At 69.3% G+C, this 21262-nt stretch carries 23 protein-coding genes and 1 pseudogene; 8 read left to right on the top strand and 16 right to left on the bottom strand.

What is annotated here, in order from left to right; translation table 11 throughout:
* Positions 1-46: 46 nt before the first annotated feature.
* The 3 genes from ftsX to prfB all read right to left on the bottom strand — a co-directional run bounded on the left by ftsX (position 47) and on the right by prfB (position 3018).
* The gene (gene ftsX, locus ABC795_RS04325; protein WP_347059678.1) at positions 47-931 is read right to left on the bottom strand and encodes a permease-like cell division protein FtsX; all 885 of its coding nucleotides are present in this window, start codon (positions 929-931) and stop codon (positions 47-49) included.
* 59 nt (positions 932-990) lie between these two features.
* On the bottom strand, positions 991-1671 hold the full coding sequence (ftsE, locus tag ABC795_RS04320) for a cell division ATP-binding protein FtsE (protein WP_347060683.1): 681 nt from the start codon (positions 1669-1671) through the stop codon (positions 991-993).
* Positions 1672-1908: 237 nt separating this feature from the next.
* Positions 1909-3018, bottom strand: a complete 1110-nt coding sequence (gene prfB / locus ABC795_RS04315) for a peptide chain release factor 2 (RefSeq protein WP_347059677.1) — start codon at positions 3016-3018, stop codon at positions 1909-1911.
* A 46-nt stretch (positions 3019-3064) separates the two neighbouring features.
* Here prfB and ABC795_RS04310 point away from each other — a divergent pair, with 46 nt between their 5' ends.
* On the top strand, positions 3065-3355 hold the full coding sequence (locus ABC795_RS04310; protein WP_347059676.1) for a DUF6343 family protein: 291 nt from the start codon (positions 3065-3067) through the stop codon (positions 3353-3355).
* Between the two features lie 23 nt (positions 3356-3378).
* On the opposite strand, the gene ABC795_RS04305 is transcribed toward ABC795_RS04310, so the two are convergent.
* The 3 genes from ABC795_RS04305 to cutA all read right to left on the bottom strand — a co-directional run bounded on the left by ABC795_RS04305 (position 3379) and on the right by cutA (position 6741).
* Entirely contained in the window at positions 3379-4410 is a 1032-nt protein-coding gene (locus ABC795_RS04305) for a lipase (RefSeq protein WP_347059675.1), read from the bottom strand.
* A 131-nt stretch (positions 4411-4541) separates the two neighbouring features.
* The gene (locus tag ABC795_RS04300; RefSeq protein ID WP_347059674.1) at positions 4542-6290 is read right to left on the bottom strand and encodes an EAL domain-containing protein; all 1749 of its coding nucleotides are present in this window, start codon (positions 6288-6290) and stop codon (positions 4542-4544) included.
* Between the two features lie 124 nt (positions 6291-6414).
* Positions 6415-6741, bottom strand: coding sequence for a divalent-cation tolerance protein CutA (gene cutA / locus ABC795_RS04295; protein ID WP_347059673.1), 327 nt, complete (start codon positions 6739-6741; stop codon positions 6415-6417).
* A 68-nt stretch (positions 6742-6809) separates the two neighbouring features.
* Between cutA and ABC795_RS04290 the strand changes: the two genes are divergently transcribed.
* Both ABC795_RS04290 and ABC795_RS04285 read left to right on the top strand, forming a co-directional pair.
* Positions 6810-7046, top strand: coding sequence for a hypothetical protein (locus ABC795_RS04290; protein ID WP_347059672.1), 237 nt, complete (start codon positions 6810-6812; stop codon positions 7044-7046).
* Positions 7047-7412: 366 nt separating this feature from the next.
* Positions 7413-8009, top strand: a complete 597-nt coding sequence (locus ABC795_RS04285) for a nitroreductase family protein (protein ID WP_347059671.1) — start codon at positions 7413-7415, stop codon at positions 8007-8009.
* 155 nt (positions 8010-8164) lie between these two features.
* On the opposite strand, the gene ABC795_RS04280 is transcribed toward ABC795_RS04285, so the two are convergent.
* The 3 genes from ABC795_RS04280 to ABC795_RS04270 all read right to left on the bottom strand — a co-directional run bounded on the left by ABC795_RS04280 (position 8165) and on the right by ABC795_RS04270 (position 9231).
* On the bottom strand, positions 8165-8401 hold the full coding sequence (locus tag ABC795_RS04280) for a hypothetical protein (RefSeq protein WP_347059670.1): 237 nt from the start codon (positions 8399-8401) through the stop codon (positions 8165-8167).
* A gap of 226 nt (positions 8402-8627) precedes the next feature.
* Positions 8628-9041 (bottom strand): TadE/TadG family type IV pilus assembly protein, encoded by a 414-nt coding sequence (locus ABC795_RS04275; protein ID WP_347059669.1) that lies wholly within the window; start codon positions 9039-9041, stop codon positions 8628-8630.
* Positions 9031-9231, bottom strand: a complete 201-nt coding sequence (locus ABC795_RS04270; protein WP_347059668.1) for a hypothetical protein — start codon at positions 9229-9231, stop codon at positions 9031-9033. Before ABC795_RS04270 ends, ABC795_RS04275 begins: the two co-directional genes overlap by 11 nt.
* 192 nt (positions 9232-9423) lie before the next feature.
* Between ABC795_RS04270 and ABC795_RS04265 the strand changes: the two genes are divergently transcribed.
* Positions 9424-9960: a hypothetical protein gene (locus ABC795_RS04265; protein ID WP_347059667.1), complete on the top strand. Its 537-nt coding sequence runs from the start codon at positions 9424-9426 to the stop codon at positions 9958-9960.
* A gap of 345 nt (positions 9961-10305) precedes the next feature.
* Here ABC795_RS04265 and ABC795_RS04260 read toward each other — a convergent pair whose 3' ends face one another.
* The 4 genes from ABC795_RS04260 to ABC795_RS04245 form a co-directional block, all read right to left on the bottom strand.
* On the bottom strand, positions 10306-10845 hold the full coding sequence (locus tag ABC795_RS04260) for a class F sortase (protein WP_347059666.1): 540 nt from the start codon (positions 10843-10845) through the stop codon (positions 10306-10308).
* 335 nt (positions 10846-11180) lie between these two features.
* Positions 11181-11621, bottom strand: coding sequence for a hypothetical protein (locus ABC795_RS04255; RefSeq protein WP_347059665.1), 441 nt, complete (start codon positions 11619-11621; stop codon positions 11181-11183).
* Positions 11622-12860: 1239 nt separating this feature from the next.
* Positions 12861-13712, bottom strand: a complete 852-nt coding sequence (locus tag ABC795_RS04250) for a hypothetical protein (RefSeq protein ID WP_347059664.1) — start codon at positions 13710-13712, stop codon at positions 12861-12863.
* Positions 13713-15212: 1500 nt separating this feature from the next.
* Positions 15213-15926: a pentapeptide repeat-containing protein gene (locus ABC795_RS04245; protein ID WP_347059663.1), complete on the bottom strand. Its 714-nt coding sequence runs from the start codon at positions 15924-15926 to the stop codon at positions 15213-15215.
* 373 nt (positions 15927-16299) lie between these two features.
* On the opposite strand from ABC795_RS04245, the gene ABC795_RS04240 reads away from it, so the two are divergent.
* Positions 16300-16614 (top strand): hypothetical protein, encoded by a 315-nt coding sequence (locus ABC795_RS04240; RefSeq protein WP_347059662.1) that lies wholly within the window; start codon positions 16300-16302, stop codon positions 16612-16614.
* A gap of 273 nt (positions 16615-16887) precedes the next feature.
* Positions 16888-17418, top strand: a complete 531-nt coding sequence (locus ABC795_RS04235) for a DUF4352 domain-containing protein (protein ID WP_347059661.1) — start codon at positions 16888-16890, stop codon at positions 17416-17418.
* A 14-nt stretch (positions 17419-17432) separates the two neighbouring features.
* Here ABC795_RS04235 and ABC795_RS04230 read toward each other — a convergent pair whose 3' ends face one another.
* Positions 17433-17855: a WhiB family transcriptional regulator gene (locus tag ABC795_RS04230; protein WP_347059660.1), complete on the bottom strand. Its 423-nt coding sequence runs from the start codon at positions 17853-17855 to the stop codon at positions 17433-17435.
* Positions 17856-18032: 177 nt separating this feature from the next.
* Between ABC795_RS04230 and ABC795_RS04225 the strand changes: the two genes are divergently transcribed.
* Positions 18033-18236, top strand: a complete 204-nt coding sequence (locus ABC795_RS04225) for a hypothetical protein (RefSeq protein ID WP_347059659.1) — start codon at positions 18033-18035, stop codon at positions 18234-18236.
* Positions 18237-18494: 258 nt separating this feature from the next.
* Here ABC795_RS04225 and ABC795_RS04220 read toward each other — a convergent pair whose 3' ends face one another.
* Positions 18495-19157 (bottom strand): hypothetical protein, encoded by a 663-nt coding sequence (locus ABC795_RS04220; protein WP_347059658.1) that lies wholly within the window; start codon positions 19155-19157, stop codon positions 18495-18497.
* Between the two features lie 305 nt (positions 19158-19462).
* Between ABC795_RS04220 and ABC795_RS04215 the strand changes: the two genes are divergently transcribed.
* Entirely contained in the window at positions 19463-19621 is a 159-nt protein-coding gene (locus ABC795_RS04215) for a hypothetical protein (protein WP_347059657.1), read from the top strand.
* A gap of 293 nt (positions 19622-19914) precedes the next feature.
* On the opposite strand, the pseudogene ABC795_RS04210 reads toward ABC795_RS04215, so the two are convergent.
* Positions 19915-21062 (bottom strand): annotated as a pseudogene (locus ABC795_RS04210) (IS3 family transposase).
* Positions 21063-21262: the final 200 nt, after the last annotated feature.

The following is a 21262-nucleotide window of genomic DNA, read 5'->3' as shown; positions in this document are numbered from 1 at the left end:
GGCCTCCGGCCTCCACTCCCCGGCCGCCTCGCGGGGCGGCTCGCCCCTACAACCTTACGTACAACCGGAGCGTCACGTACGCGGCGATGCCGGCCAGCGCGACCCCGACGCCGGAGACGACGACGCTGTTGGTGATGATCGCGTCCCACTGGACCGGCGGGATGATGCCCGCCTTGATCGGCCCGGCCAGCGTCCGGTCGATGAACAGGACCTTGGTCAGGATCAGCCCGCCGGCGGCGAGCAGGCCGCCGACGAGGCCGGCGAACGCCGCCTCGAGGATGAACGGCAGCTGGGTGTACCAGCGCGAGGCACCCACCAGCCGCATGATGTTGGTCTCGTTGCGGCGGTTGAACGCGGCCAGCTGGATGGTGTTCGAGATCAGCAGCAGGGCGGCGAGCGCCTGCACGACCGCGACGGCGATGGTCGCGTTACGTGCCCCGTTGAGCAGGCTGAACAGCCGGTCGAGGAAGTCACCCTCGTCGCGCACCTGGTCGACACCGTTCTCCCCGTTCGGGAACTCGGCCGCGATGACCTCGTAGCGCTCGGGGTTGACCAGCTCGACGCGGAAGCTCTCCGGCAGCGCGTCGGCCGGGGTGTTCTCCACGAGCTCGGGCTGCTGGCTGAACTGCTGCCGGAAGCGCTCGTAGGCCTCCTCGCGCGACTCGTAGATGAAGTTCGAGACCTCCGGCGAGGCGGCCAGCTCCGACTCGATCGCCGCCCGCTGCTCGTCGGTGACGTCGTCGGCCAGGAAGATGGAGACCTGCACCTTGTCGTAGTAGATCTCCTTCATGTCGGAGATCATCCCGGCGATCAGCAGGCCGGTGCCCATGAGTCCGAGCGAGATAGCCGTGGTCAGGATCATCGCGACCGTCATGGTGAGGTTGCGACGCAGCCCGGTGGCCACCTCGGAGAGCACGAAGTTGACGCGCATGGATTTCCTGTCGTGGATGCGTGCGGACGCGGTCGGCGGTGTCGGTGCGGCGGGCGCTGCTAGCGGCCGACGCCGTAGACACCGCGCGACTGGTCGCGGGTGAGGACTCCCCCGTTGAGCTCGATGACGCGGCGGCGCATGGAGTCGACGATGTGGTAGTCGTGCGTCGCCATGATCACCGTGGTGCCGGTCCGGTTGATCCGCTCGAGCAGCAGCATGATGCCCTCGCTGGTCTCCGGGTCGAGGTTTCCGGTCGGCTCGTCGGCCAGCAGCACCAGCGGCCGGTTGACGAACGCGCGGGCGATGGCCACCCGCTGCTGCTCCCCACCGGAGAGCTCGCCGGGGAGCCGACTGGCCTTGCCCTCCAGCCCGACCATCTCCAGCACCTCCGGGACGACCCGCTTGATCGTCCGGTGCGGCTTGTTGATGACCTCGAGGGCGAAGGCGACGTTCTGCGCCACCGTGCGGTTGCGCAGCAGCCGGAAGTCCTGGAAGACGCAGCCCATGGTGCGGCGGAGCTTGGGCACCTGCCACTTGCTCATGGTGTTGAGCGTCTTGCCGTTCACCGAGACCGTGCCCGACGTCGGGTCGTCCTCCTTCAGCAGCAGCCGCAGGAAGGTCGACTTGCCCGAACCGGAGGAGCCGATGAGGAAGACGAACTCCCCCTTGTCGATCTCCGTCGACACGTCGTCAAGGGCGGGCCGGCCGCTGGCCGGGTACAGCTTGGTGACGTGTTGCATCTCGATCACGAGGCGCCACGGTACTAGTCCCGGGGCCCCGCACAGCCCGTTCGCCACGGAACGCTCCGGACTCGTTCTCGCCCTCTGTCACCGCGTCCCTGCAACGGCCCGGTCAGCCGGTCACGGACGGTCGCATCCGGCCCCGATCCGGCCCGGAACGTGAGGAAGGACCCACCTGCCGGCTCCTCTGCAGGGCCCGCGCCGGGCCGGCGAGGCCTGGCGAAGAGGGGTCCTCCCTCAGGCGGCGGTGGCCTCCTGCTGCTTGCGCCACCGGATACCCGCCTCGATGAACGAGTCGATGTCCCCATCGAGCACCGCCGCGGTGTTGCCGGTCTCGTGCTCGGTGCGCAGGTCCTTCACCATCTGGTACGGGTGCAGGACGTAGGAGCGCATCTGGTTGCCCCAGCTGCTGCCCTCGCCCTTGAGCGCGTCCATCTCCGCCTTCTGCTCCTGCTGGCGCACGACGAGCAGCCGGGCCTGGAGCACGCGCAGCGCAGCGGCGCGGTTCTGGATCTGGCTCTTCTCGTTCTGGCAGGACACGACGATGCCGGTCGGGATGTGGGTCATCCGGACGGCGGAGTCGGTCGTGTTGACGCTCTGGCCACCGGGACCGGAGGAGCGGAAGACGTCGACCCGGATCTCGTTCTCGGGGATGTCGACGTGGTCGGTCTGCTCGACGACGGGCAGCACCTCGACGCCGGCGAACGACGTCTGCCGGCGGCCCTGGTTGTCGAACGGCGAGATGCGCACCAGCCGGTGGGTGCCCTGCTCGACCGAGAGAGTGCCGTAGGCGTAGGGCACCTTCACCGAGAAGGTGGCCGACTTGATGCCGGCCTCCTCGGCGTAGCTGATGTCCAGGACCTCGGTCGGGTACTTGTGGCGTTCGGCCCAGCGCAGGTACATGCGCATGAGCATCTCGGCGAAGTCGGCCGCGTCGACCCCACCGGCCTCCGAGCGGATCGTCACCAGCGCCTCGCGCGAGTCGTACTCGCCCGACAGCAGGGTGCGGACCTCGAGCTCGTCGAGCACCTTGCGCAGCGCCTCCAGCTCACGCTCGGCCTCGGCCGTCGTGGCCTCGTCGCCCTCCTCGGCGGCCATCTCGTGCAACAGGCCGACGTCGTCGAGCCGGCTCCGCAGCTCCTCCACCCGGCGCAGGTCGCCCTGCATGTAGGAGAGCTTGGAGGTCAGCGCCTGCGCGGCCTCGACGTCGTCCCAGAGGTCGGGGGCGGCGGCCTGCTGCTCGAGCTCGGCCACCTCCCGGCGGAGTCGGTCGACGTCGAGAACGGCCTCGATCGACTTCAGAGTCGTGTCGAGTTCGTCCAGGACGACGGAGAAGTCAGCGGCCACGTCGACCCAGGGTAGTGCGCTCCCGGCGCGGGTACGCAGGGATGCCATGACCGACCCGAAGCGACCACGCTCCCGGGAGGACTACGCCCGCGGCCTCCCCGACCACCACGACCCCACGGCGGGTGTCGGTGGTGCGCCCCCGGCCCGGTCGGCGCTCACCCTCCGGCTCGTCCTGGCCGTCTTCGGCCTGGTCATCTGCATCGGGGGCGGGATCCTCATGCTCAGGGCCGACCCGGTGCCGGTGGCGTTCCCGGTTGTGCTGTTCGTGCTCGCCGCCGTCGCCGCGGTCGACATCGTGGTGATCGCCCGGCGGAAGGCCCGCGGCGAGCCGGGCTGAGCCCGCCCGGCCCGCCGCGCCGGTCAACGGCGGGCGTACACGTAGGCGGCGAGCGCCGGCTCGTCCTCGACCTCCGGGGCGTCGCCGTCACTGTCGACCGCGTAGCCGACGAAGGCGGCGTAGTCGGCCGTGAAGGTGGCCGGGTCGACCCCCGGCTGGAACACCTCGGCGCACGTGGTGAGCGGGATCCGCCCGCGCACCGCCGGGCCGTCGTGCGTGAGTGCGTCCACGACGATCGCGTAGCCCACGGGGTCGTAGCTGCCGATGGCGAAGTGGTCGGCGGCGTTGGCCGGGCAGACCTCCTGGGTCGCGATGTTGGCGGTCCGACCGGGGCCGGTGCGCAGCGCCGAGCTGGCCACCGGCGGGGTGTTCGGGACGACGATCTCGTCGGCCGCCGTGTAGGCGACGGTGTAGTCGACGCCGGCGAAGGTCTCCGCCCCGCTGTTCAGCGCCTCCAGGAACTCCGACTGGGAGGCCTGCTGGTGGTTGGCCGGCGTGCACGGGCCGGTGCTGCAGGAGGTGTCGGCGAGGACCGTGCCGTGGTTGGACGGCGAGAGGCCCACGAGGTCGTCGACCAGCGGGCGGGTGTCGGGCCAGAAGCGCAGCGCCCAGCGGGGCACCATGCCGCCCTGGCTCCAGCCGACCACGTCGACGTCGCGGTGGGCCTGCTGGCTCATGGTGCGGATGGCGTGCACCAGGTACTCGCCGGCCACCTGGATGTCGCCGGTCGCGTCGGAGGGCAGTGTCACCGCGCACCAGCGCCAGCCGCGCTGGTCGAAGGCCCGCATGTAGTTCCAGTCGAACCCGACCTGTGGGTCCATGGTCGTGCCCGGCACCAGCAGGATCGGGTCCTGCTCCAGGCCGCGCAGCGGGCCGTTGCAGGTGAGGCTCTCCTGGAGGGCCGCCTTGGGCACCAACAGCGCGGGGCCGCGCTGGTCCAGCGGCGCGTACTCCCCCGTCTCCGTCGAGGTGGGCGCCGCCCCGGCGACGCCGCCGCCCAGCAGGACGGCGGCCAGCGCAGCGGTCAGAGCGGTCAGCAGCCTGGGCCTGGGCATCGGGTCGTCTCCTCCTGCGGGTCGCGCCTGGTCGCGCGCTCTCTGCAACACAACGACGAAGTGTCCACACGGTTGTGCTCCGCACCACTCGGGCGACCGCACCGTGGGACCGACCCGTCGGGCCGGGACGCTCAGCCGGCCCGGTACCGGCGGACCCAGCCCGGGAACTCGTCGCCCGGCATCGGCCGGGCGATGTGGAAGCCCTGGGCGTACCGGCAGCCCAGCTCCGTGACCCGCTGCAGCTGCGTCGCCGTCTCCACGCCCTCGGCCAGGCTCCGCATGCCGCAGGCCCGGGCCAGCCCGACGACGGCGGCGACCGCCGCGGCCGACGAGCCGTCCGGATCGTCGGCCCCGGTGACCAGGCTCCGGTCGATCTTCAGCACGCCGGCGGGGATGGCGACCAGCTGGCTCAGCGACGAGAAGCCGCTGCCGAAGTCGTCGATGGAGGACTCGACGCCGAGGTCGCGCAACCGCCGGAACTGCTGGGCGGCGCGGGCAGGGTCCTCGGCGGCGCTGGTCTCGGTCAGCTCGACGACCAGCTGGCGGGCGTGCAGACCGGCGCCGCGCAGCGCGGTCACGACGTCGTCGACGAGGGTGCCGGTGACCAGGTGCGCCGCGCTGACGTTGACCCCGGCGACCACGGCGACGCCCTCGTCGCGCCAGGCGGCCACCTGCCGGCAGGCCTCGGCCAGCACCCAGCGGGTGAGCGGGATGATCAGGTCGTGCTGCTCGGCCACCGGCACGAAGTCGCACGGCGGCACCAGCCCGCGCTCGGGATGCCGCCAGCGCACCAGCGCCTCCACACCGGCGATCTCCCCCGTCGCCAGCTCCACCACCGGTTGGTAGTGCAGGAGCAGCCCGCCGACGGAGATGGCGTCCCGCAGCTCGGCCGCCAGCTGCACCTTGCGCTGCACCCGGGCTCGGAGGTCCGGGCTGAAGATCCGCACCCGGTTCCGCCCGGCGGCCTTGGCCGCGTACATCGCCAGATCGGCGTCGCGGACCAGGTCGGTGGACCGCACGCCGGCGCGGTCCCCGGCCGGGATGGCGGCGATCCCGATGCTGGCGCTGAGCCGGTGGGTCGTCCCGTCCAGCTCGAAGGGCTGCTCGAAGGTGGCCTGGCAGCGGTGCGCGAGCAGCTCGGCACCGTCGGCGTCGCAGTCCCGGCAGAGGACGACGAACTCGTCGCCACCCAGCCGCCCGACGGCGTCCTGCGCGCGGGTGCTGTCGAGCAGCCGGCCGGCCAGCTGGCGCAGCAGCTCGTCACCGACCTCGTGGCCGAGGGAGTCGTTGACGTCCTTGAAGCCGTCGACGTCGAGGAAGAGGACGGCGACCGCGGGACGGCGGCGGTGCAGGAGCTCGGCGTCGATGAGCTCGTGCAGGTGCGCCCGGTTCGGCAGCTCGGTCAACGAATCGTGGCGCGCCCGCCAGGCCGATGCCTTCTCGGCGCGGACGCGGGCGGTGATGTCGAGGTGGGTGACGACGACGTGCCCTGCCTGGTCGACGCGGGATGCCTGCACGTGGAACCAGCTCGTGGCGGCGCCCGCGGGGTCGGGGACGGAGCGGTCGACCGAGACCTCGGTGCGCTCGCCCCGGGACAGCTCGCGCAGCTCGCGCACCAGCCGGCGGGCGTCGGCGTCGTCGCGCAGGTGCAAGGCGAGCGCGTGGTAGTCCTCCCCCGGCAGGATCGGCGCCTGGCGTTCCCGCCCCGCCTCGGTCCACGCCGAGTTGGCCAGGACCACGCGGCCGGCCGGGTCGAGCAGCACGGTCGGGGAGGCGAGGGCATCGAGCACCGCCTCCACGAGCGCGGCGTCCCGGCCGGACGAGCCCGCGCTGCGGCGCACGTCGAGGGGCAGCTCGCGCTCCCCAGGTGCTGCTGCCACGTCCCCTCCGGTAGGTCGCGGTGCGCCGTCCGCACATCCTGCTGCGTGCATCGGCAGGAGCGGTGGCCGCCACGCGCCGGCGACGGCCCCGTACCCGCAAAGGGTCAGCGCTACAGCTACCCGGTCAAGGCTGCCGCGTCTCGTCGGTGATCCACCGCAGGTAGTCGGGGTCGCCACCGACGAGCGGGAGCGCGATGACGCAGGGCACCTCGTACGGGTGCAGTTCACGGGTGCGCGCCACCACCGCCGGCACGAGCGACCGGCGGGTGTGCAGCGCGACCCGGGCCTCGTTGCCGTCCTGCACCGCCCCCTCCCAGCGGTAGACCGACCGGATCGGCGCGAGGTGGTGGCCGCAGGCGGCCAGCCGCTCCTCGACCAGCGTGCGGGTGAAGCCGGCCAGCCAGTCCGCGTCGTCCGCGGTGACGACGACCTCGCAGCACTCCTCGTCCATGCGGGCATCCTCCCCCGCCCGATGCGGTCCTTGCGTGGAACCGGTGGTCCCGGGGGTAGGGGGCGGTCATGACCGACGAGATGACGATCCAGCTGGACGGCGAGGAGTACGTGCTGCGCCCGGAGGGGGACGGCCTGCAGGTCGGCCGACGGATGGGCGGGGACGTGACCTGGCTGGACACCGTGGACGGCAGCCTGCTGCCCGGACCGGCCCGCGAGGCCCTCGACCGCGGTGACACCTCCGACGAAGCGCTGCTGCGCGCGGTGCGCGGCGTGGTGCAGGCCGAGGTGGAGCGCGGGGGCTGACCCCACCGGCGTGGCCGCGGCGGCGCCCGCCGCCGCGGCTGCTCGGTTCCCCCAGTGGCCGCCGCGACCCCAGTCACGGGCAGGCGTCGGGACGTGACGAGAACACGGGTGGCGCCGGAGTACGTCGTCGACCCTCACCGCAGGAAGGTCTCCCCCCGGCGGGCGCGGCCAGCGGCGCCATGACGACGAAGTGCAGCGCGATCGCAGCGACGACGCCGAGGGCGAGCAGCCCGCTCCCGGCGGAGCCCCGGCACGAGGGCGGGAGCCCCGCCCTGCAGGACCGAGTGGCCCGCCGACCCAGCCAGGGTCTCGTCGGGTGAGCGACCGCACGGAATGCTCGAGCGTTCGATCCACGCTGCGGCTGTCATGACCGTCAGCAAGACCGCCGTCACCGCCGTTCCCCTGCACCCGCTGCTCGCCGGCCGGTGGAGCCCCCGCGGGCTGGACACCGCCCACGAGCTCACCGACGTCCAGCTGACCGCGCTGCTGGAGGCCGCCCGGTGGGCGCCGAGCGCGAACAACAGCCAGCCGTGGCGGTTCGCCGTGGCCCGCCGCGGGACGCCGGAGTTCGCCGCCGTGCAGGAGGCGCTGGCGGCGGGCAATCAGCTGTGGGCGCACGCGGCGTCGGCGCTCGTCGTCGTCGCGGCCGAGACCGCCGGCCCGGATGGCGCCCCGCGACCGTGGGCCGTGTACGACACCGGACAGGCGGTCGCGCACCTCTCCGTGCAGGCGGAGCACGAGGGGCTGGCGGTGCACCAGCTCGGCGGCTTCGACCGCGACCGGGTCGCCGCGCTGCTCGACCTGCCGGCCCCGGTGGTGCCGCTCGTCGTCCTGGCCCTCGGCCGCCGCGACGAGGAAGCCCAGCTGCCCGAGGCGCTGGCCGCCCGCGAGCGGACGGCACGGGAGCGGCTGCCGCTCGACACCCTGCTGGTGCCCGTGCCGGCGGGCCCGGCGCAGGACTGAGCACGCCCGACCGGGCAGGGCCCGGCTTCCGCGCACGAGTCACCGGCCCACCGCTCGTTCGCCCCGGCCAGGCGTCGGCGCTCGGCCGGGAGCCCACCCGCGGGCTGTTCGGGAAGCGGAGGCGCCGTCGCTGACAACAACCCCTCGATGCGGCGTCAGCCGTCGACGTAGCGATCGCGCTCGACGACGAACTGGCCGGTGGCGGTGTTGGCCTCGACGAACTCCGGCAGCAGCGGGATCCGCACGGTGACGGTGACGCAGACGGAGAACTCCTCCCCCGGCACGAACGCCGGCGAGTAGCCGCCCGCCGCATCGCAGCCCGCACCGGCCGGCGCGTAGGCCAGCCGGACGTCGGTGGCCTCGACCGACTGGTCCTCCACCGCCAGCTGCACGGCCCGCAGCGCCCGCTCGTGCCCGGTGAGCGGGTCCGGTGCGGTGCCATCGCCCGCCCGGCCTCCCGCGCTGCGGCCTGCGAGGCGAACACCCCGCGCTGCACCGCCGAGAACCCCGCGACGATGTAGACCAGCGGCACGAACACCACCAGCGCGACGAACACGAACTCCACCAGCGCCGACCCGCGCTCCCCCTCGATCTGCCCGAGGCGGGCGCGCAACCACCTCACGCGGCCTCCTTCATCGCCCGGCCGGTGACCTCCAGCGGCAGCACGTCGCCCAACGCCGCCAGCAGCGAGGGGACCGACCCCGACCAGCGCACCACCACCAGCGTCGCGCCGCTGGTGTCCAGCTCCTCCTCCGACGTGCACGCCATCCCCTGGGCCGTCCGCACCGAGGTTGCCGCGGCCACGATCTCCACGGTGCGCGCGGCACCCGGGGCCGAGCCGACGTCGGCGTTGGCGGCGTACCGCGCCCCTTCCTGGGCGCTGGCGGTGACCACGTTGCGCACGTGCACGTACACCGCCACCTGCAGCACCGCGAGCAGCAGCGCCACGATCAGCAGCGAGACCATGACGAAGTCGACGACGGCGCTCCCCCGCTCACCGTCCTCGCCGCGGCGGAGCCGCTCAGCCCGCACCCGTGACCGACGTCAGCGCGTTCGTGACCGCATCGACGATCGCCGCGCGGAACGGGATGAGGATCGCCAGCACCAGGGCGGCGGTCATCACCGTGATCATCACCCAGCCGGGCACGTCCCCCCGCTCGGGATCCTCACCGCGCAGGCGGTCGGCCAGGGCAGCCAGGGCGGCAGAGATGAGAACGGGCATGGTCTTCCTTTCGGTTGTCCGCGGGCTCACTGCGCCAGTGAGACGATGCTGATGAGCCCCGGGAAGAGGGCGAAGAGGACGGTGACCTACTGACCCCGCGTACCTTCCCGGGACCTAGCCACACGAGCGGCGGCGAGGGCATGCAGACGCTCCGCGGCGCGAGTGCGAAGCGCGCATGGCAACATCACGCCCATGGCCGCCAGTCCGGCGTGGGATTTGACCCCCGAAACCGTTGGGGCAATCGGTGGCGCCGTCGGCGCGATCCTCACGGGCATTGGAATCATTATCGCCGCGCGTCAGTATCGGTCGACCATACTGGACAGACAGATGGAACAGGCGTCCAAAGTGTCCCTCTATCGCATATGGCAGAATGAGGAGCCCTTGATCGTGAACGCAACGCTCCTCAACGCTAGCGATCGACCAATCTCCCAAGTGGCTTTCGTGGCGCTAAGCAGGGACTCTAACCCTTTCGATTTCACCGACCAAGCAGAAATCTATAGCATGGGTTCTCATCACTCCTTCTTGCGGCAGACGCGTCTCTCTTACGCTCGCATAGAGGAGTTGTATCGGGTTGATCCTGGTGCGCACGACATTCGCATCCCTTTCACGGCGTCCGGTCGTCCAGGTCGCCCCTGGTCGACCGTCGGCGTTTCGTTCGTGGACGCGAACGGCCGAAGCTGGACACGGCGTCTCGACGGGGAGTTGCTCCTGGGACTGCAACTGGAGTGACAGGCACGCCCTGCTCTGGGTGACGTAAGTCGCCCCCGCATGCAGGGCACGTCCTACAGCGGACGTCCTGCCCGTGCCGTCCGGCGGCCAGCGGAAGATGCCCGTAACGGTCACAGGGCTAACACGACGATGGACGGGACACATGCGCGCCGATCTCCCAACCCATGCACCGCCCTCGATCGAGGTCGGGCTCGCGGGTCTGCATCGGGACGACATTAGGCAGCGGCACCCGCAGCAAGTAAAGGGGCCAGCGCCACATGCGCCTTCGTGGCCGCGCCAATGACCTGAGAGGTGTAACCGCGACTGGGGTGCGCCTCGGGACCTGCGCCTAGCTGGGCATCACATCTAGCCGACCGTTGTGAGGCTGGCGTACACGATTATGTTGCTCTGGTAGTCCCCCGTGTCTTCGTCGAAGGCTCCGCCGCAGGTAATCAGGCGCAGACCGGCGTGGTCGATGTCGCCGTAGACCTTCTCGGTCGGGAAGTTGGCCTTGGCGTACTCCTCGACGCGGTCGACGCTGAAGGTTGCGACGGTGCCATCGGCGCGGTCGACGACGACGGTGTCCCCTGGCCGCAGCTCCCGTAGCCCGTAGAACGCTCCCGGATCGCCCTCCCAGTCGACGTGGCCGGCGAGGACAGCGGGCCCGAGCTGGCCGGGTGTGGGGCTGCCGTCGTACCAGCCCACGGGATAGGCGCCCGGCGGAACCTCCATGGAGCCGTCCCGCTCCAGGCCGAGCTCCATGATCCGAGAAGTGACTGCGAGGGCCGGTATCTGAACCCGAGTGGGAGTACTGGCCGGCAGCTGTGGTGCGCTGGATGCCGGACTGACCAGCTCGGCAGGGGGTGCGGACGACGTCGCGGTCGCGGGAACCGGCGGGGCGACCACGGCGAGGGGAACGTCGAGTCGAACGGGGTCAGTCGTGTTCTGGGGCAGGACGACGACTGCTGCAATCCCTGCGGCGGCGAGTACCGCGGAGGTGCCCGCCCAGAAACGGGCGGCACGTGGCCGGGCGCTCCGGGCAGCGCGGCGACTGTGCTGTCCGTAGCGGGTGACTCGAGGCGGCCGGGCGAGGAGGGCCTCAAGCTCGGCCTCGGTGTTCGACGCTCGCGCCGAAGGGAGTGGCGGGGGGTACGCCCTGACGATGCGCACCGCACCACCCGCCCCGGTCTCTGAGAAACCGGGGCGGGTGGTAAGTGCGCGATGGTGCACGTCTCGTGCGGTCAGACGGTCGCGCGGGAGCTACGCCGCGCAGCGAACGCGGCCCCACCGGCCGCGGTCAGAGCGACGCCGCCCAGGACGTAGGGAAGCGCGCTGGCGTCGCTGGACGAGCTACCGTCGCCGGCGGCCACGGCACCTGCCGGACGGCTGGTCACCTGGCCCGTGGTGCCGGCGGTCGCCTGGCTCGTGGTGCCGAGGGCCATGGCGCTGGTGACGGTCCCCGCGTTGGCGACGTAGTCGTGGTCCTCGCAGGCCTGAGCGTCGTTGTCGCGATCCAGCTGGTTCGGGTCACTCGGGTCGGCGTTGTAGACAGCTTGGGCGTCCGCCTGCGAGACGAAGTCCGGGCAGTTGAACGTGTCGGCGGCGTGGGCGGTGCCAGAGACACCGAGGGACAGAGCAGCGGTGAAGAAGACACCGGCAATAGCAGTGGTACGACAACGCATGATCGGCTCCAGAGTCTGTGGGGCGAGGGAACTGTCGCCCTCATAAGTAAGGTTCCACAGCGTTACCGATACCTCGCGGTCCGCTCATGACCATGTTCGGCCCCCGGGTTAGCACTTCTCGCCCGTTCACCTCGCATAGACCCCACGGGTCTCACCCGTTGCCCATCTGCGTGATTGACCGAGGACCACCCCCCACATTGCGGCGCAGGCACCTCGGCCAGCCACTCGCCCACTGGGAGCAGCTCCCCGCGGGCGCTATGTCCGTGCCTTGGCCGCACAGGTGACCACGGCACAGTCATGCCCGGGCAGGACAGCGCCCGAGGGGCTCAACTTCCCTGGTCAACGAGCGTGGGGCAGCACTGCCCAAAGCCGCGGTGCGGCATCTCTGCGCGTCCTTGGCGAAGCCCGGTTACGACTCAATCAATCTCGAACGAGGCGCTCGATGTCGACGACCCCCAGCAGCTGCTGGATCCGGTTGCGAGTTCACGTTCAGCGGTTCCAGTGCCTTGCCGCCGCGCAGCTTGATGAACAGCTCGGTGGCGGTGTCCTGCGCGACGGTAGCGGCGTCGGCGGGGCCCAGGCGTCACCTTAAGGGCTTGTCGGGTCCATGTGCCGGCCAGCAGGCATTGAAGCTTGGGTCGGCCGTAGGCGTCGGCGCCGACGTGACGCAGGACGGTGAGCCGCACCTGCTGAATCCCGGAGCGACCGCAAGGGCTTCCTTAATAGTCACCAGGGCCTGCCCCATCGCGGCCTGGGTGTAGAGGGCTGCGCGTCCGCCCTTGGGGACCTTGCAGAGGCTCAGGCTGCCCGGGCGCCGCGGACCGGTTACGACCGCGGCCTGTTCGGCGAGAGCTGGAGCGACGCCGACCGCAACGGCTGCGACATCCGCAACGACATCCTGGCGCGCGACCTCACCGGCGAGACCTCCAAGCACACACCCGCAAATGCGTCGTTCTCGCCGGCACCGCGCTGTTCCCGTGACGGTCAACGTTTCATCTGCACCGGGCGAAAGAAACCATTAGCGATCACAAGGTGAACGGGACGGTGCCCTCAACACCCGACCAACCGGCATGACGCGAGACCAAAGGCGGCCCCCTCCGGCTGACCGCTCAGGCCCCTGGCGTCAATGATCCTCACCCCATGAGCATGAGGAGAGCAGCCCTAAACGGGTCACAAGGTAAATTGATTGATGACCAACGCGGCGGACGGCTACGGCTAGTCATCAGGCGCCCTGCACAATTAGTCGATCCGCCAATAGACTTGAGTTATGCCGACGTCTCCGTTCTCGGCGATGGAACTGATCGTCAGTAGCGACATGCCGTAATCCGACACGATGCACGCTTGCTGGTTAACCGCAAGGGATCCCCAACTGTCATCTTGGGCAAGGGGGCGCTTGTCAACCGCATCCCGACATTGGACGCGAGTGGGGCTTTCGACGCCGATATTAGTGCTGATCGTCTTCCCATAGGTGGCCACGAGCGCAAACTGGCCGTCCTTGGACTCGTACCTCAGGTCGACGCCGGCCTCGCGCACCGCCGCCGCGTCCAGATCAACAGCCGAACCATTGTAACTGCGGGACAATGGCAGGACGAACGACCGAACTTCGCCACCGTCCGCAGTCGGCGCGTCCGGTGGCTTGTCGCCATCTCCCTCTTGCTCCAGCTCTTCCAGACGAGCGTTGGCTTCATCGAGTGCTGCTTGGGCAGCGTCTCGATCACTGACGGCGTCGTCCCGCTGAGTTCGAAGGAGCGCAATCTCTTCCTCAAGCGTTCGCAGCTCTTCGGCCCGGTCCCCGTTTATGCGCTGCAGAGAATCGATTCGACCCTTCAACGAGTCTATATCCTCAGACTGATTGCCCGTCTTGAATCCGAGAAGGGTGACGACAACCCCGAGAATAGCGACGACCAGGGTAAGTATCGTTGTCCATAATCCGTACTGCTTACCCTTGAAATCGAGTTGCTTCCCCTTATAGTCCAGCGTCGCCCCATCAGGAGTTTCGTCGTTCCGGACGCCCGTGGCGGCCAGCAGCTTCGTACTGCGCTCCCCTGCATCCTTGGAAGCCGACTCGGGCGATTCGTCCACTGTTGACATGCGGACCCCCTGGCAGCCTTGGGCACCCGATTCGTGTGCCTCGCACACAGGATATCGGCGACGAGCGACAGTCATGCTGCACAGCGTGATGCTTGATGCTCTGGCTGGGCGCTGCTCAGGTCGTGGCGCAGACCCTCCGGAGGATCGCCCCTGCAGCCCCCAGCGTCCCGGCGCAACAACGCCGGTATCCCCGTAAATGTTACAAGGCGAAGAGGACGGTGACCGGCAGCACCGAGGAGACGACGGGGCCTCAAGACCCACAGACGCACGTTGATCGACGGTCGAGCAAGCTGTTGCGTGTCCGACAAGCCACACCGCGTGACGCCTTCCCGCAGAGATGACGGGTTCTCTCCGGCAGCTCGACAGCTCGCTGCCGGTGATGCATCCTCCGCTTAGGGTGCGTCGGCGTGACGACGCCCTGACGTTCGAGTCAGGACCGCGCCCTAGCAGGCCAACAGCCTGCGACTCGGGCGCGACGCGGCCTCGTACCGCTCTTGAGCGACCTCAGGCCGTCCGCGTAAACCTCCTCGCCGGAGGCGCGAGCCATGTCGTCAATCACCCCCACTCCCCCACCCGCCGCCAACGAGCCAGACCACACGGCGGTTTCGATTCCAGTTCCTCGGGCCCCCGAGATAGCGGCGTCAGCCGGGGGGCAAAGTCCCACGCAACGAAATCGAAAGCGCCGGAGGCTTGCGTGGGGAGCCATCGGAGCCATCGCAAGCGTGGTCGCCGTGCCGCTGGGTGTCTTGCAGCTGACCAAAGACGAGCCGAGCACAGCGGGATCCGAGACCACGGTCGGGGGTGACATCAGCATGGACGGCAACGGTTCGGGTGGTTGCGTCACGCTCGGCACCGGAGATTGCCTCTACTACGGAGCAAGCCCCCTCGACCTCAGCGTGAGCGACAGCGCGTTCGCGGACGCGCTGGCCGATGACTTCCGCAACCGCGCTCCCTCGGAGCTCGGGGACGGTCCGTACCCTTACGCGGTGGTACACACGGGCGACCTTGGCCTAATTATCCGAAACACCCCCGAGGCCAGCGGCTTCCAGATTGGAAGCGTCGGTAACCGCGCAACGGTGTGGGTCGATTGCGTGGCGGTTACCAGTTTTGACCCAATGCCAGAATCAGCCGCTGGCCCAAGATGGCTCAAACTGCACTGGCCGAGTACGGAGCGTTCCAGGGAGTACTTGGTCGCCAGCCCATCAGATCCCGCTCAAGGATGGGCCTATGAAGGCCTACTGGTCCCGCTTGGGCATAACGGGAAAGTTCCCACCTGCTAACCGAGGGCTAGCAAGACTCCCCCGGTCCCGCCAGTCACCATGACGGCGGGACCGGGGGCCGTGTAGCGGAACCCCAGCCTGGAGGAGCATGTTGGTCGCTGAGCAAGATGCCGGTTTTGGACCGGCAGCATCAAGAAGACGACCTGCGCTGCCCGGCGTGGCTCAGCCCGCCGGCCCGACTCTTGCGACGTTCTCGACAGTGTGTCTGGACGTGGCGCTTCTACTTCCATGCTGCACACTCCGGCGGCGCGACGGGGCGGTGCTCTTCAGGCCAGAGCGTGCTGTCGTCGTAACACACGCCGTCCAAGTTCGGGGGATGGATCACGTCATCGCCGCAGCACTGAACGGTCGCGCCGATAAAGTCTGACGTCGTCATGTCTACGCCCGCCAGATTGGCGCCGCGCAAGTCGGCGTCTCCAAGGATTGTTTCGTCCAGGACCGCCCCTCTTAGGTCTGCGCCGTCCATGTGCGCTCCAAGCAAAGAAGCCCGAGTCAGGTCCGCATTAGCCAATAACACGCCGCTGGCGGAAGATAGCTGCAGGAAGGCTCCCCGCAGGTTGGCCGACCTGAAATCAGCCTCTGCTAATGTTGCCCGAATGAATTGGGCCTCCTCGGCCTGAGCCTCCTGAGCATCGGCGCGGAACAGATAGGCCCCACTCAGATCGGCCCGATTGAGCAGGGCGCGCCTAAGGTCGGCCCGTGCAAAAGTTGCGCAGGTGTCGAAAGCGTCTGGCTCGCTCCTATCACACCCGAGGCGCAATCCTGAAAGCTGTGCTCCCCGAAGCCGCATGTCGTCGAACGGCTTATATGCCGCCGCATCCTGTGAGCGTTCCCTGACAAATCGAACGTTCTCTAACAATTCCGCCTGCCCAAAGCGCCTTTGCTCCGCTTGTTCTTGGCGCTCGATGAATCGATCTTCCATCCGAAAGGTCACAGCCAGGGTGAGGGCTGCGACAAGGACTCCAATGCCCAGCTCGCGATACAGCTCCGAGCGCGGCGAAGCCGACAAAGTCGGTTCGGGCCGCGCGCGACGGCGACGCCTATGGCCGGCTAGCCCCATGGCGGGCAGTGGACCACGTCGCCACGACAGAGGCCAGCCATACCGGAGCGGGCGTTGAGGCGAGCCGTCTACTAGGCCGGCGAGAGACGCCGGTGGCTAGCTGCGGGCCTGTCGTATGGGCCGGTTTGAGACGGGCAGCACCAGGAAGACGACCGGGACGGCAAGGGTCATGGTTTCCCTGTCCACGAGGACGTGTCCACCCCGCCGCTACACACCAGCGGCACGTGACAGAAGGAGCCCCGCCGCCATGACTGCCACTCCGGTTCCCGCCATCACGACCCCGTCACGCGACTGCCCCAGCTGGTGTGTGTCCGACGAGCACTTCACCGACGGGCACCCGGATGACCAGGTCTTGGTTCACTCCGGCGCCCCCGACATCGTCAAGCTCGAGGCCGGCCCGAGCTACGAGATCCGCATCAAGCGGTACGACTGGTTCACCAGCGGAGGGGAGGAGCCTCAGATCCTTCTCGACGACGAGCCGTTCACGGCTGTGGACGCCCGCAAGCTCGCTGCGGCTCTCACCGCGGCGGCCGACCTGGTGGAGGGCGACCCCAACGCCTGACCGCCCAACGCACCGAGCCCCCGCCGATCCGTAGTCGGCGGGGACTCAGTGGGTTCTCCGAGCTGTGATGCGGCGAGACAAGTCAGGGTGCGTTCCGGTCCGCTAGCGTCCAGATACCAGCATCGATGCTGTCAGGGGGAGATCATGATCCGAAGTGTCCTAGCCACTGTCGCAGTGTGCGCGCTTCTCGCCGGGTGCGGCAGTCGGCCGCAGCCGCTCAGTAACGAGGACATCCGCCCTGACGTGTCGGCGGCAGACTGCGACAACCCCGACATGGATCTCACGCAGGCGGAGTGGGTCGAGTACTGCGCCGGGGAGATGGAAGGTGGCGACGAGGCTCTCGATCAGGAGGTCGAAGCTAACGCCGACCCCACGCCCACGGAGCCGGAGTACACGGCGCCCGAGTTCGCGACGATCGGAGAGCCCGTGCCGTTCGACGGCGGCATCACAGCCGGCACGGTCACCCTCAACGGAATTCGGCGGATCACCGCCCCGGAAGCTGAGTACAGCTCGGCAACACCCGTGAACGGGTCGTGGCTAGTCGCTGATGTGACGGTTCAGGTTAGCGAGCGCCGGGAGCCTGGGGCCTTGCTTGTGTCCTCGTATGACTTCAGGGCGCAGGACGAGGCGGGCATCGTCTACCCCGCTGACAACGCACCTCTGCGCACTTCCCTGTCGATGGACCTCACTGCCGGCCGCCAGGTGCGGGGAGAGGTTGCGTTCGACGCCCCGGAGGGACCGCTGCTCATCGACTGGGCGCCGAGCTTCGACGGACCCACTGCGACTTGGCAGGTCACCGGCTGATCCTTGGACGGCCATCACGCTGACCTCGTGGTCTCGGCGTACCTCCGTCGGGTCCGCCAGTCGGCGACGTAGCGCGTATGAGCCTGCGTACACGGCCGGCAGTCGCAGCCGGCCGCATAGGTGCTGTTCTCCCCGTGCCGGGCCACCGCCGGCGGCGACAGTGGCGCCTGCCCTCGTTGACGGGCAACCTCCACCCGCTCTGCTCGGGTGAGCCCGCCCCACAGCCCGTCGCGCTCGTCCGCGGCGAGCGCGTAGTCGAGACATTCGACCTTGGCGGGGCAGCCGCCGCAGATGCGGACGGCCAGCGGGTCGGCCGCCCGGTCGGGCCACCACGCGTCCGGGTCGCCTTCCTCGCACGGCGCCGGCCCTTCGACGTGCAAAACCTCGGCCAGCCTCCGCCACTGTGGCAGCGCCTCGGGCGGTATCGCCCACGGCATACGGGTCGGCGCAGGTGTCCGTCGTCACCGCTCCATTACGTCACAGGGGTAATGCGGTGCGGTGTGAACGCGCCCGAGGGCTGCCCATTTAGCCGTCATGGGGAACGGCTCGCTCTTCCGGGTGACGAGTCCACAGCGGCTGGCATCCATGTGGTTGCGGGCGGGCAGCCTCAGTCGATGATCTACAAAGCAGCAGCGGCGCTGCCGTACGACGACCGGGAGCGGGCAACCGCCGGCCTGCGCGGTCAGCTGCGGCTCATGGCCGTGTGCGATGACGCGACGCCGGACTGGACGACGCTCAACGTCGCAGGCCCCACGCCATCCCCGGGTCTACACGGGCGGACTTGGTTCGAGTGGTCCGCCACAGTTGAGGCCAGCTGATCAACGTCTCTCCGGCCGCTAACAGCAGCACGGAGGGCCACCCGTTCGACTCGACTCAGCCCGCGCCCCACCTCTCGATCGCGCCACGCTTCAAGCGAAGGGGCCACTGAAAGCAGAGCCGCCCCACCGAGTCTGGCTGCTCCGGAGCGGTGACGTAGCCGCCGGTGGGACCCCTTCACGCCGACGATCCTGCCAAGGACGGCCGGTCGGCGTGCGCCGAGTTGCCCACAGACGGTGGGCCGCCGGAAGCTTCCCCGATTAGCAGCCGGGGTACTGGGCGGCAAGCCGCTGGTCGGCTTGGGACCACGCTTGTTGGATCGACTGGCCCTTGCTGTAGAGAGCGGCGGCCTTATCGAGGTCTCCGCTGTTGAGCGCCATGTTGTATTCGATGTTGTTGTTGGCCAGCTGAGCCTGGTATCGGTTCCGGTTGTCGTCCTTGGCGGACAGGTATGGCGAGCAGTTGACCGGCGGAGGCTCGGGCACAGGTGCCTGCACGGGGACGGGCGCCTGCACGGGGGCGGGCGCCTGCACGGGGGCCGAGGGCGGGGCCGCAACTGGCCCCGGCGCGGGGGCGAGGGCAGGTGCCGGTGTGGGCGCCGGGGCGGGCGCCGGAGCACGAGCGGGGGCCGGACTGGGCGTCCACGGCGCCGGAGTCGCAGCCGGGCTCTCCTCGACCACCGGTGAGGTAGCGGCCGGCTCGGGCGACGCCTCCAGGGACGGTGCCGCGGGGGGCGCACTCGGCGACGTCGCGCTCAGCGGGCTCGTGGTGGCCGCGGCCGTGGACTGCGCCCTGCTCGCGGCGGCGTTGTTCGCCAGCGTGCTCCCACCCCAGCCGGCCAGGCCGGCCAGCAAGACGACGAGGAGAGCGGCAGCGCCCAGCATCAGCCAGCGCTTCTGGAAGGTGTCAGCAAAGCGACGCAACGTGCCCCTCTCCCCGGAAACCGCAGGTCCCAGGCAGGAACCAAGTCGGTTCGGGATCTTCTCGCATTCGCGAGCAGAACTGAGCGTTCGAGGCCGGGACACACCCGAACTAGGGAAACCGGCGCGTGCGGCGACCTAGTGAAGGGCCGTGCCGGGTCGGCGCCGACGGCAGCCATGAGCGCCGAAGCTTCTATGTGTGTGTACCGCCGTGGCATGACGTGACTGTCCGGTCAGCCATGAGATGCCCCTTCCCGGCCACTCATCAGGAGGAAGACGCCGCAGGGACGGCGGTCGAGGATGTGGGTGTGGAAGAACTTGGTGCCGCCGTCTGGCTGCTGCTCATCGTCATGGTGGTTCTGGTGCAGATGGCTCTCATCGCTGTCTCGGTGCATTGGGGCACGAGCGCAATCCGCAGGGAGCTGCTCGAGCTGCGGCGGGAAGTGGTATTCCTGGAGCGCGACTGACTCACCGCTCCTCACGGTGAGGCGGGCAAGCACCGTTCTGTCAGTCATGAGATGCCCCTGTCGTTGGTTGTCTCGGCGTTCACCGAGCCGCCTGCGTAGTGATGGGAACGGCGGAAGCCGTCCAGGGCCTCGAGCTCGGCCGATGAGCGGCCCCCACGACAGAAGCCGACGACCCTCGCGGCGGCGCCGCTCATCGCTAACCCCTTTGAGCAGCTCCAGAGGACTGTCCCGCCCCGGGTCTGATGGAGGCTCTGGGATGCCCCGCGTCTGGCGGAGTCGAGCAACTGGAACCCTTAGGCCACCACAATCTTGTTCTGGGTCTCGAACTCTATCGGTGACAGCCAGCCAAGGGCGCTGTGCCGACGACGTCGGTTGTGCCAGATCTCGAGGTACTCGAACATCGCGTTGGCCAACTCGATGCGGGTGTTCCACCGCTTGCGATCGAGCAGCTCCACCTGCATCCGCGACCAGAATGACTCGATCATCGCGTTGTCGAAGCAATCGGCAATGCTACCCATCGAGGGCACCAGCCCAGAGGCCTTGGCGCGGTCGGTGAACGCCCAGGAACCGAATTGAACGCCGCGGTCGGAGTGGATCACCGCACCCGGCGGCGGGGTGCGCGAGTCGATCGCCATCCCGAGCGCGTTGGTGACCAGGGCCGCGGTCGGCGAGGCGTCGATGGACCAGCCGACCACCCGCCGAGAGTAGGCATCGAGCACCACCGCGCAGTAGACCTTGCCCTCCCTCGTGGGGTGCTCGGTGATGTCGGTGACCCACAGCTGGTTCGGCCCGGACCGGGTGAAGTCCCGGTCGACGAGGTCTTTGGAGACCAGTTCCGGCCGAGGTCGGCGCCAGCGCGGCCGCCCGGTCACGCCACGGATTCCGGCTCGAGTCATCAGCAGCTCGACCGCCCCGTGGCCGACCGTCAGGCCGCGACCAAGAGTCAGCTCGGCGTGCACCCGCCGCGCCCCGTAGGTGCCGTTGGAGGCCCCGTGGACCTCCCGGATCTGGTCGGTCAACCACGCATGCCGGATCGCCCGGGCCGACGGTGGACGGCTCAAGGCGGCGTAGTAGCCCGACTCGGAGACGCTCAGCACCCGACATGCCAGCTGCACCGGCAGGCCCTCGCCGGCCATCACCGCGATGGCCTCGTACCGCCTTTTGGGGACACCACCTTCCCCAGCAGTTCGCTGGCCCGGCGATGGATGGCCAACTCCGCCTCGAGCTCGGCGATGCGGCGCTTCGCCGCGGTCAGCTCCGACTTTTCGGCACTGCTCAGCCCCGGCTGCAGCCCCTTGTCGATCCGGTCCTGCCGGCGCCAGGTGTAGATCGACTCGGCACTGATGCCGAGATCCCGCGCCACATCGGCGACCGGTCTGCCGGCCTCGACCAGGTCGAGCACCTTCCGCCGGAACTCCGGTGGATAACCACGCCTGCCCACGAACCCTCCTCCGGGGTCAAGTGGCCAGGATTTCAGTTACTCGACTCCGCGGAAGCGGGGGCGGACCATGCCGGACGGTGCGACCACACCGCGACCACAGCCATGCCCGCAGGTCAGACCGCGCACGGGACTGCCCAGCGTCCGAGTCCGGCCGGTTCAAGGGCGCGGCGGTGACGACGTCCTGCCCTGATGACCATCCC

Origin of the sequence: Blastococcus sp. HT6-30, assembly GCF_039729015.1 — a bacterium.
In the GTDB taxonomy this organism is placed as follows: Bacteria; Actinomycetota; Actinomycetes; order Mycobacteriales; family Geodermatophilaceae; genus Blastococcus.
The sequence above is the reverse complement of the archived record's forward strand: the minus strand, read 5'-3'. Positions and strand labels throughout refer to the sequence as shown.